The 11,073-nt window shown below is 60.4% G+C and carries 8 protein-coding genes; 6 read left to right on the top strand and 2 right to left on the bottom strand.

All coding sequences use genetic code 11. The features are described from left to right. The 6 genes from VJ956_RS01645 to atzF all read left to right on the top strand — a co-directional run. Nucleotides 1-591, top strand: a 591-nt coding sequence (locus VJ956_RS01645) for an urea amidolyase associated protein UAAP2 (RefSeq protein WP_324080927.1), incomplete at its 5' end; no start/stop codon positions are given. Next, the gene (gene uca, locus VJ956_RS01640) at nt 582-4,208 is read left to right on the top strand and encodes an urea carboxylase (protein WP_324080925.1); all 3,627 of its coding nucleotides are present in this window, start codon (nt 582-584) and stop codon (nt 4,206-4,208) included. The genes VJ956_RS01645 and uca, both read left to right, overlap by 10 nt. A gap of 65 nt (nt 4,209-4,273) precedes the next feature. Next, the gene (locus tag VJ956_RS01635; RefSeq protein WP_324080924.1) at nt 4,274-5,341 is read left to right on the top strand and encodes a putative urea ABC transporter substrate-binding protein; all 1,068 of its coding nucleotides are present in this window, start codon (nt 4,274-4,276) and stop codon (nt 5,339-5,341) included. 61 nt (nt 5,342-5,402) lie between these two features. After that, a complete protein-coding gene (locus VJ956_RS01630) occupies nt 5,403-6,218 on the top strand; it encodes an ABC transporter permease (protein WP_324080929.1) in 816 nt (271 codons plus the stop codon). Continuing rightward, complete coding sequence (locus tag VJ956_RS01625) at nt 6,218-7,003, top strand: ABC transporter ATP-binding protein (protein WP_324080922.1); 786 nt, start codon at nt 6,218-6,220, stop codon at nt 7,001-7,003. Before VJ956_RS01630 ends, VJ956_RS01625 begins: the two co-directional genes overlap by 1 nt. Nucleotides 7,004-7,010: 7 nt before the next feature. Further along, the gene (atzF, locus tag VJ956_RS01620; protein ID WP_324080920.1) at nt 7,011-8,807 is read left to right on the top strand and encodes an allophanate hydrolase; all 1,797 of its coding nucleotides are present in this window, start codon (nt 7,011-7,013) and stop codon (nt 8,805-8,807) included. Between the two features lie 23 nt (nt 8,808-8,830). Here the strand turns inward: atzF and VJ956_RS01615 are convergent, their stop codons facing one another. Next, a complete protein-coding gene (locus VJ956_RS01615; RefSeq protein WP_324080918.1) occupies nt 8,831-10,516 on the bottom strand; it encodes a BamA/TamA family outer membrane protein in 1,686 nt (561 codons plus the stop codon). Between the two features lie 19 nt (nt 10,517-10,535). Further along, nucleotides 10,536-10,919, bottom strand: coding sequence for a DUF2750 domain-containing protein (locus VJ956_RS01610; RefSeq protein ID WP_324080916.1), 384 nt, complete (start codon nt 10,917-10,919; stop codon nt 10,536-10,538). Between the last annotated feature and the right edge of the window lie 154 nt (nt 10,920-11,073).

Genomic DNA, 11,073 nt, shown 5'->3' with positions numbered 1-11,073 from the left:
ATCGTCCCGGCAGGCGAGTATTTCCTGAAAGTGGTGAAAGCCGGCGAGACCGTTCGCATCCTGGACCTGGAAGGAAACCAGGCCGCCGACACCCTGTTCTACAACGCCCACAACCCCATCGAACGCTACAGCGCCGTCGATACCATCCGCGAGCAGGGCAATGTGTACCTGACTGCCGGCTCGAAGCTGATGTCCTCGGAAAACAACGTATTGCTGGAGATCACCGCCGACACCTGCGGCCGCCACGATACCCTGGGCGGCGCCTGTGCGGCTGAAAGCAACACCACCCGCTATGCCCTGGAGAAAAAATGCATGCACTCCTGCCGCGACAGTTGGCTGGTGGCGGTAACCGAGCATGAGGAACTGGGCATGAGCAAACGGGACCTCACCCACAACATCAATTTCTTCATGAATGTACCGGTCACTGCCGACGGCGGCCTGACCTTTGAAGACGGCATCTCCGACGCCGGCAAGTACGTCGAACTGCAGGCGGCGATGGACGTACTGATGATGATTTCCAACTGCCCGCAGCTGAACAACCCCTGTAACGGCTGGAACCCCACGCCGATCGAGGTTCTGGTATGGAGCTGACCGGCGCATTTGACAAGGTTCTGATCGCCAACCGGGGTGCCATCGCCTGCCGGGTAATCCGCACCCTGCGCGCCATGGGTATCAGGTCGGTGGTGGTCTACGCCGAAGCAGACGCCGACTCCCTCCATGTGCGCCAGGCGGATGAGGCTTATTCACTGGGTGAAGGCCCGGCCGCCGCGACCTATATGGACCAGGAGATGCTCTTCAGCATAGCCCGCAACAGCGGCGCGGGTGCTATCCACCCCGGTTACGGCTTTCTCAGCGAGAACGCCGGATTTGCCCGGCGGTGTGAGGCCGAAGGCATTGTATTTCTCGGGCCGACACCGGCACAGATGGAACAGTTCGGCCTGAAACACACAGCCCGTGCGCTGGCGGAAAAAGCCGGAGTGCCACTGTTACCGGGCACCGACCTGCTGACGGACCGGAGTGCGGCACTGAAGGCCGCCGCACAGATTGGCTACCCGGTCATGCTGAAAAGCACCGCCGGCGGGGGCGGCATTGGTATGTCCCGTTGTTACAGCGCAGAGGACCTGGAAAAAACCTTCGAGTCGGTCCAGCGCCTGGGCCAGAACAATTTCAGCAACAGCGGTGTGTTCCTGGAAAAATTCGTGGAACACGCCCGCCACATTGAAGTGCAGCTGTTCGGCGACGGCAGGGGCCAGGTGCTTGCCCTGGGCGAGCGGGACTGCTCGGCCCAGCGCCGCAACCAGAAAGTGATCGAGGAGGCCCCGGCACCGGGCCTGACGGACGATGTGCGCTCCCGCATGCACGCCACCGCCCGCCAGCTCGGGGAAAGCATCGGCTACCGCAGCGCGGGCACCGTTGAGTTTATCTACGATCCGGACAACACCGAGTTCTATTTTCTGGAAGTGAATACCCGCTTGCAGGTCGAGCACGGCGTGACCGAACAGGTTTACGGCGTGGATCTGGTGCGCTGGATGGTGGAACTGGGCAGCGGTGCCCTGCCCGCTCTGACCGAACTGGATGGCAGCCTGGAAGCATCAGGCCACGCCATTCAGGCCCGGATCTATGCCGAGGACCCCAACAAGGACTTCCAGCCAGGCGCCGGATTGCTCACCAACGTGGACTGGCCCGCAGCAACCGGCCTGCGGATCGACACCTGGATTCAGCCGGGTACCGAAGTATCTTCCCTCTACGACCCCATGCTGGCCAAAGTGATCGTCCATGAACAGGATCGCGAGTCAGCCCGGCAAAAGTTGATGAATGTCCTGAGCCAAACCCGGCTGTACGGCATCGAAACCAACCTCAGGTACCTGCATCAGGTACTTGCTGACCCGCGTTTCGCCCAGGGCCGCCTGTATACCCGCACCCTGAACGAGTTCCTCTACCGGCCCGCAACGGTGGATGTCATCAACGGCGGCACCCTGACGACCATCCAGGACTACCCGGGCCGTATCGGCTACTGGGAAGTGGGCGTGCCACCCTCCGGGCCTTTCGACAGCTATTCGTTCCGGCTGGGTAACCGCCTGCTGAACAATGCCGAGGGCGCGCCGGGGCTGGAAATCACCCTCAAGGGTCCGGTTCTGGCTTTTAACCGGCGCTGTCAGATTGTGCTCACCGGGGCCCTGCTGGACGCCACCCTGGATGGCCAGCCCATCGAATTCTGGCAGGTTATTGACGTTCCCGAAGGCGCCACCCTGAAGCTGGGCGCCACCAGCGGCAACGGTTCACGGGCCTACCTGCTTTTCCGCGGCGGCCTGGATTGCCCGGAATACCTCACCTCCTGCAGCACCTTTACCCTGGGCCAGTTTGGTGGCCACTGTGGCCGCGCGCTGCGGGCCGGGGACGTGCTGGCCCTGCGCGATGCAAAAGCCGTCGCTGCAGGCAGCCTGCCCGACGAACTGAAACCCGCCATCGGCAAAGCCTGGAAACTGCATGTCACTTATGGCCCCCACGGCGCGCCGGACTACTTCACAGCGGCAGACATCAACACCTTCTTCGCCAGTCACTGGGAGGTCCACTTCAACTCCAGCCGCACCGGCATTCGCCTGATCGGCCCTAAACCGGAATGGGCCCGCAGCGATGGCGGTGAAGCCGGTATGCATCCGTCCAATATCCATGATAATGCCTACGCCGTGGGCACCGTGGATTTCACCGGAGACATGCCGGTTATCCTCGGCCCGGATGGCCCCAGCCTGGGGGGTTTCGTCTGCCCGGTCACCGTAATCAGCGCCGATCTCTGGAAACTGGGCCAACTGAAGGCTGGCGACAAGGTGCAATTCGTGCCGGTCAACCAGGACCAGGCCGTGGCGCTGCGGGAAGTGCTGGACGAATCCGTGGCCACCCTGAACGCAGCCACGGTCAGGGTTACGCCCATCAAACCTGAAACCCCGATTCTGGATTCCCTGAGCAACACCGGCCACGAAACCGGTGTGGTCTATCGGGCTGCCGGCGACAACTACGTGCTGGTGGAATACGGCCCCATGGAACTGGATATCCGGCTGCGTTTCCGCGCCCATGCCCTGATGATCTGGCTGCGGCAACAGAACCACCAGGCCATTCTGGAACTGACACCCGGGATCCGTTCCCTGCAGGTGCACTATGACAGCCAGAAACTGGGCCAGCGCACCCTGCTGAACCTGCTGATCAGCGCCGAAAAGGAACTGGAAAAACAGCCAGAGTGGGACCTACCTGCCCGCATCGTCCATCTGCCTCTGTCCTGGGATGACGAGGCCTGCCAGACCGCCATCGCCAAATACATGCAGTCGGTGCGCCAGGACGCGCCCTGGTGCCCGAGTAATCTGGAGTTTATCCGCCGCATCAACGGCCTGGACAGCGTCGACCAGGTGAAAAAGACGCTCTTTGCAGCGAGCTACCTGGTCATGGGCCTGGGGGATGTTTACCTGGGCGCACCGGTGGCTACCCCGCTGGACCCCCGCCACCGGCTGGTTACGACCAAATACAATCCGGCCCGCACCTGGACCGCGGAAAATTCTGTGGGCATCGGCGGTGCCTACCTGTGCATCTACGGCATGGAAGGCCCCGGCGGTTACCAGTTTGTAGGGCGAACATTGCAGATGTGGAACCGCTACCGCACCACCAGTTATTTCGAACCGGGCAGGCCCTGGCTGCTGCGGTTCTTCGACCAGGTGCGCTTCTACCAAGTCGATGCGGAAGAACTACGCCAGATCCGCCGGGATTTCCCGAATGGGGATTACCCCATCAAGGTGGAAGAAACCCGCTTCAACCTGAGGGATTACGAGCAGTTTCTCGCAGCCAACCGTGACGACATTGAAGCCTTCACCACCAGGCGCAAGCTGGCTTTCGATCAGGAACTTCAGCGCTGGATCGAATCAGGGCAGATCAACTTCAGCTCCGAAGCGCCGGTGGAAGACACCTCCGAAGATGACACCGCCAACCTGCCGCCGGGACAGCACGCTGTCGAAAGCCACGTCGCGGGCAACCTGTGGGAATGCCTGGTCGAGCCCGGCGACCTGATCCAGGCTCAGCGTCCGGTGGCGATTGTTGAGTCGATGAAGATGGAAATCGAATTACTCAGTCCGGTATCCGGTCGCGTCGTTGACGTGCGCCGGGCAGCGGGCCAGGCGGTTTCACCGGGCGCACCGGTAGTGATCGTGGAAGAGGTTAACGAGTAGTGCCAACAGCACTGAATAGCAAACACCAAACCTGTCAACACGGGCCAGGCCCGAGGAGTAGCACCATGAAAACATCTGATCTGAGCAAACGCCTTGCCGCTGCTGTATTCGCTGCCTCCCTTTCCACGGGCGCCTCTGCGCAGCAAAAGGATTCCTTCAGCATCGCCTGGACCATCTACGCAGGATGGGTGCCCTGGCAGTACGCAGAAGACCAAGGAATCATGAAAAAGTGGGCCGACAAGTACGATATCCAGGTGGATATCGTACAGGTCAACGACTACATCGAATCCATCAACCAGTACACTGCCGGCCAGTTCGATGGCGTAACCGCCACCAGCATGGACGGTCTGGCCATACCGTCGGCGTCCGGGATTGATACCACTGCACTGATTGTCGGCGATTATTCCAACGGCAACGACGGCCTGGTATCCAAAGACGCCACATCGATCGGTGGGCTGGAAGACGAGACGGTTTATCTGGTTGAGCTGTCCGTTTCCCACTACCTGCTGGCCCGGGCCCTGGCCAGTGTGGGCCTGGAAGAGCGCGATCTGAGCGTGATGAACATATCCGATGCGGACCTGGTTTCAGCCTTCCAGACCGACGACGTTCGCCATGTTGCCACCTGGAACCCGCTGCTGACTGAAGTGGAAAGCTTCCCCGGCGCAACCAAGCTGTTTGATTCCAGCCAGATTCCGGGCCACATCAAGGATTTAACCCTGGTAAAGACGGAAACCCTGGCGGCCAACCCCAAACTTGGCAAAGCACTGGTTGGCGCCTGGTACGAGACCATGAGCATTCTCGAATCTGACACCCCGGAAGGCGAGGACGCCCGCGCATTTCTGGGTGAGCTGTCAGGTACTGATCAGCAAGGCTATGAAGCGCAACTGGCGGGCATGAAGATGTTCTGGGAGCCGCAGATGTCGGTGGACTTCATCAACAGCGAGGAAGCTTTTGCAGCCATGGACAGCGTTCGCCAGTTCTCATTCGACAAAGGACTGCTGGGCCAGGGCGCGATGAGCCCGGATTTCGTCGGTATCGAGTTCCCGGACGGCACCATTATGGGCGACGAGGGTAACGTGAAGCTGCGGTTCAACGACGACTACATGGCAATGGGCGCAGCTGGCGAGCTCTGAACACCGGGTCAGGATTTCACGGCCGTGTTGTGCCAACACAGGAGTTGCTTCCATGAGTTCCATGCGACTGATCAACCGACATCCGGGGCGCTTGCCCGCGCTTGCTCTGGGTCTGATCCCCTTCGTCATACTGATACTGATTTACGGCATGGCCTCCCGGGAGCGACTGGCGGAAAATCCCAACGATAAACTGCTGCCCGGCCTTGAACAGATGACCGCCGCGGTGGAGCGGATGGCGTTTCAGGAAGACAGGCGCAGCGGCGACTACCTGATGTGGAAGGACACCGCCGCCAGCCTCGAGCGGCTGGGCATGGGTATTGGCATTGCGGCGGTGATGGCGCTGATCGTCGGCATTCTGAATGGCACCCTGCCGCTGTTCCGGGCCAACATGGCGCCGCTGGTGTCGGCGGCGTCGATGATACCGCCACTGGCCATTCTCCCTATCCTGTTCATCGTCTTTGGTCTGGGGGAACTGTCCAAAGTCATGCTTATTGTCATCGGGACTGCTCCGGTGATGATGCGGGATGTGGCCCAGCGGGTCCGCGAACTGCCCCAGGAACAATTCATCAAGATCCAGACCCTCGGCGCCAACTCCTGGCAGGTGATCAACCGGATGGTACTGCCGCAGATTCTGCCCCGGCTGATCGATACCATGCGCCTGAGTCTCGGCCCGGCCTGGCTGTTCCTGATTGCCGCCGAAGCCATTGCCTCCACCGAAGGTCTGGGCTACCGGATTTTTCTGGTGCGGCGCTACCTGGCCATGGACGTCATTCTGCCCTACGTCATCTGGATAACCATCCTTGCCATCATCATCGACCAGTGCCTGCGCCTGATCAACCGACGGCTGTTTCCCTGGTACAACGCAGGAGGCCACTAATGAGCTTTATCACGGTAAAGAATCTGTGGAAGGAATATGGCGCCCAGGTAGTGCTGGAAAACCTCAACCTTGAGATAAAACAGGGGGAGTTCTGCACCCTGGTCGGGGCGTCTGGCTGCGGTAAATCAACCTTCCTGAAAATGCTGTTGGGCCAGGAACAGGCCAGCCGCGGAACGCTGAACCTGGAGGGCGAACCCTTTCCCCCGCAGCCGGACCGGAACCGGGGCATCGTTTTTCAGCGTTATTCTGTGTTTCCCCACCTGTCCGTGCGGGAAAACGTACTGATGGGGCTGGAGCTGGAACAGAAGCCGGTCCTTGGCAAGCTGTTCGGCAAAGCCCGACGCGAAGCGCTGGTAAAAGTCGATGCCATGCTGGAAGCGGTTGGTCTGTCTGGCGCCGCAACCAAGTGGCCCCACGAACTTTCCGGCGGCATGCAGCAGCGGCTGGCCATTGCCCAGTCGTTTCTGATGCGTCCCCGTGTGCTGTTACTGGACGAACCCTTTGGCGCCCTGGACCCGGGCATTCGCAGCGACATGCATCAGCTGCTGCTGAGGCTCTGGAAGGAAACCGGAACCACCATTTTTATGGTAACCCACGACCTCCACGAGGGTTTCCACCTGGGAACCCGGCTGCTGGTATTCGATAAGGTGCGCCGCGACCCCCACGACCCGCAGGCCTTTGGTGCAACCATCACCTACGACCTGGCAATCGGCAAGACCGATCAGCACCTGCTTGAGGACATTGAAACCGACCTATCCAAAACCGCCCGCATTCAGGCGGCATGAGACCACTATGAACCCGACACTTCCGATTCTGGATCTGGACGCTCTGGACCAGGCTTATAAAACCGGCGCTCTTACCCCCGCCGTTCTGGTCGAGGCATTGCTGAAACGTGCCGATGCGCTCGCAGAGCACAATATATGGATACACCTGGCCACCGCTCAGGAGCTAACGCCCTATCTCAAGCGTCTGGCTGACCATAAACCCGGGGATCTGCCACTCTACGGTGTACCCTTTGCGGTGAAAGACAACATAGATGTGGCCGGTATGCCCACAACGGCAGGTTGTGAAGCCTACCGCTACCAGCCCACTGAACATGCCGCCGTTGTTCAGGCGCTGGTGGACGCGGGTGCCATTCCGCTGGGCAAAACCAACCTGGACCAGTTTGCGACGGGGCTGGTGGGCACCCGGTCTCCGGAACCGTGGGGGCCGTGCCGGAACAGCGTGAATCCCGACTATATTTCCGGCGGATCTTCTGCCGGGTCGGCCGTCGCTGTGGCCCTGGGGCTTGCCAGTTTTTCGCTGGGCACGGATACCGCCGGCTCGGGGCGGGTTCCGGCAGCATTCAACAACCTGATCGGCCTGAAACCAACCCTCGGCCGGGTGAGCGTTCGTGGCGTGGTTCCGGCCTGCCAGACTCTGGACTGCGTTTCCCTGTTTGCAAGGGATGCCCGGCAGGCCCACGATATTCTTGCGGTGATGGACAGGCCGGATCCAGACGACCCCTGGCAGCGGTCGGCCCCGGTCGGCGCAACACCCCTGCCAACCCGTTTCCGGTTTGGCGTGCCCCGGCAGAACCAGTTGGACTTTGACGGCGACACCGATTCCGAACGGCTGTTTTCAGAAGCCGTCGATCATCTGAAATCCCTTGGCGGAGAAGCCATCGAGGTGGACTTTGCCCCTTTCCTCGAAGCCGCAAAACTGTTGTATGAAGGCCCCTGGGTCGCGGAGCGCCATCTGGCCACCAGCCCGCTGATTACGGACAACCCGGAGGCACTGCTGGCGGTCACCCGACGCATTATTGCAAAAGGCGCGGAAGCAACGGCCCGCGAGGCCTTTGCTGCCCGGTACCGACTCAAGGCCCTGAAATCCCGGACGGACAGGAACTGGTTAGAGCTGGATGTCATCATCACCCCGACAACCCCGACCATCTACACCATTGCCCAGCTGAACGCCGAACCGGTAGCGCTCAACAACAAACTGGGCACCTACACCAATTTCATGAACCTGCTGGACTACAGTGCCGTGGCCGTCCCCGGCGGATGGCTGAGCAACGGCCTGCCCGGCGGTTGCACCCTGTTTGCGCCGGCATTTCAGGATGAACAACTGCTGTCTCTGGCCTCACGGTTGCAACCACTGGGTAGTCAGACGGTCGGCGCACTGCCCGATCCGGTGACTGCACCCGCGTTTGCCACCAGAGAACGAACCATTGATGTACTGGTCTGCGGCGCGCATTTATCCGGACTTCCCCTGAACCACCAGCTCACCTCGCGCAGGGCCAGCCTGGTGGAGACCACAACCACCGCCAGCTGTTATCGCATGTATCTGCTGGCGGGCGGTCCTCCATTCCGCCCCGGGATGATCCGGGACCCGGATCACGGCATCGCCCTGCCGGTAGAAATCTGGCGGGTACCCGCCGATCAGTTCGGCAGCTTTGTTGCCGGCATCCCTGCGCCTCTGGGCATCGGCCAGGTTGAGCTTGAAGATGGCCGCTGGGTCGCCGGGTTTATCTGCGAACCTGTCGGACTGCAGGGTGCCCGCGAAATTACCGATCCGGGCGGCTGGCGGCATCACCTGGCCCAGGGCTGAGGGGTTGGCTGGCCGGGCAGGTCCTAGAACCGCGTACGGCCCCGAAGAACAACCTGAACCTGATCAATGCTGTCATCTGCGGCTATCGGGAAAGCAAAGTCCAGGTGCAGCATTCTCTGGACTTCCACCCGGCTTGATGCCAGCCTCAGGCCGAAACCTGCATCCGCGAGCACACCCTCGTCCGGGCCACTGCTGCGGCCGTCATCGAACCAGGCTCGTCCCACATCGGTGAAAACAACGCCACCCAGGCGGAAAAGCTTGAACGGGTGCCAGTCCGGGAAGTAACGCCGCTCGAGTGTCCAGAGCGCCCGGCGATTGCCCTGCTGGTAATCGCTTGGATAGCCGCGAAGGCCATTCTCTCCGCCGATGAGAAGTTGCCGGTCCGGGGTCAGATTGTGCGCCGCAGTGAAGGACATATTGGTGTACCAGCTGTTCCAGTCCACCGAGCCGCCATGGAAATACTCCAGGTTGAGTGTTATCACCAGATTTTCGAAGCCACTGCGATCAAAGCGCCAGCTCCCGCTCTGACTGAATCCGTAGCTGGCGTAACCGGTGTCAGTTGCCAGCAGCGCATCCTGAAAACTCATATTCAACACCGCGCGGTCTTCCGTCGCTCCGAGCCCTGAGGCGGAGTAACCCAGTTCCGTGCGCCAGACAAAGCCATCGCGTACATCCTCAATGCGCTGAAGACGGGTCAGGTTGGTCATTTCCCGGAACCGGTTTTCGCGATAGTCAAAACCGATCCACGGATAACTCAGGGTCCGGTCTGCAAGCAACAGTGAAAGGTCAGGCTCATTCGGCAGGTTCTCAAACTCAATAGCGTCGAAACGGTAGCCGCCGAGCAGCCGCAGCTGTCGACCATCACGCTCGGCCAGACGCCAGCCGGCATCGATACTGGCAAATTCGCCACGGCGGCGATAATTGGCAACCGCCTGCGCACTCACATAGAGTGATTCCTCCCGCACGTCTTCGTTGCCGCTCAGGCCAAAGCGCCAGTCCGTGAGTTCACTGAAGAAAGGGCGCTCAAGGTAGGCGCTGCGGCCGCGGCCATCGCTGCGACTGGCATAGGAGAACCCGGTCTGCCAGTGGGAGCCGAGAAGGTTGGGGTCATCGAAGCTCAGACTGGTCTCGGTGCGATCGGCGTCTTCGGTATAGGAAACCCCGAAATTCTTGCCTGAGCCCAGGAAATTCGGATCCGACAGGCCCGCATTGGTGGTGTTCTCGCCGCCGGACCGGGTGGCGCCGACGGTCGGCAGCAGGGTCCAGGTGTCCCTGGCAAGCACCGCGACCTCCACTTCATTGCCACAGACCCGGGTCACGCCAACCCACGCTGCCGCCAGGTACTGACGCTGACGGAGAATCCGTTCAGATTCGGCAATACTGCCGGGCTGGTAGACATCCCCCTCACTGAATACCAGCTGGGCCCGCAGGGCTGACTTCCAGGTCGGGGTATTGAGTGTATTCAGCGTGCGGTAGAGAAAATTGTCCTGGCCGGGATCGCTGGTATCGAAAATCGGACGGCGAATGATCCGGACCTGACCTATAACGGCACCGTCCGGAATCGCGAGATCAGACTGGCGAGCCAACTGGTCACGGGGCTGATCCAGATCAATGGCCTCCGGCTGAATCTCGCTGGCAGTGCAGTCCGGCGCATCTGGCTGCGCTGCAAGCCCCGGACAGACGTGGAATATTGCTAAAAAAAGCGGCACCCGCAACAAAACAGACCGACTAAAAATCCGACATCGCATACTGCAGATCCCGCTTCAGTTCTTCCGGCTCAGTAATCCACAGGGTTTTATCAAGGCCGGGCAGGACCCCTACTTCCAGTCCGTCTCTGGTCAGACCCGGCACCCATCTCTGGAAGAACTCCGGCAATGAAATGCTCAGGGGCGTCAATTCATCCGTGCCCGCGGCATAGTCGACGGCAAAATCGGCGGCTGGCCATACCGGAAGGTATTCCACACCATCGACGTCCGATGAAATTTTCAGGAAACGATTGTCAGCATTGACCAGAATCCATACTGCCCGCTCTGCTGCTACCTGGCTCAGGAAAAAGTCATATCGTTCTTCGCCATCCAGACCAAGTATTGCGCCCAGCGCTTCATCACGCATTGTGTCGCTCTCTTCATCGTTGTGGTTATCGGTTTAAAGCCGCTGCAATAGCTGCGGGCCATCATCTGGTCATCATAAACGAGTTGAGGGCGCCTGGCAGAACGTCAGGCATTGAAAAATGCAAATCAAGCCCTCAATTGTGTACGAGAACAGT

Origin of the sequence: Marinobacter sp., assembly GCF_035268745.1 — a bacterium.
In the GTDB taxonomy this organism is placed as follows: domain Bacteria; phylum Pseudomonadota; class Gammaproteobacteria; order Pseudomonadales; family Oleiphilaceae; genus Marinobacter.
This window is presented reverse-complemented; position numbering and strand designations above follow the sequence as displayed.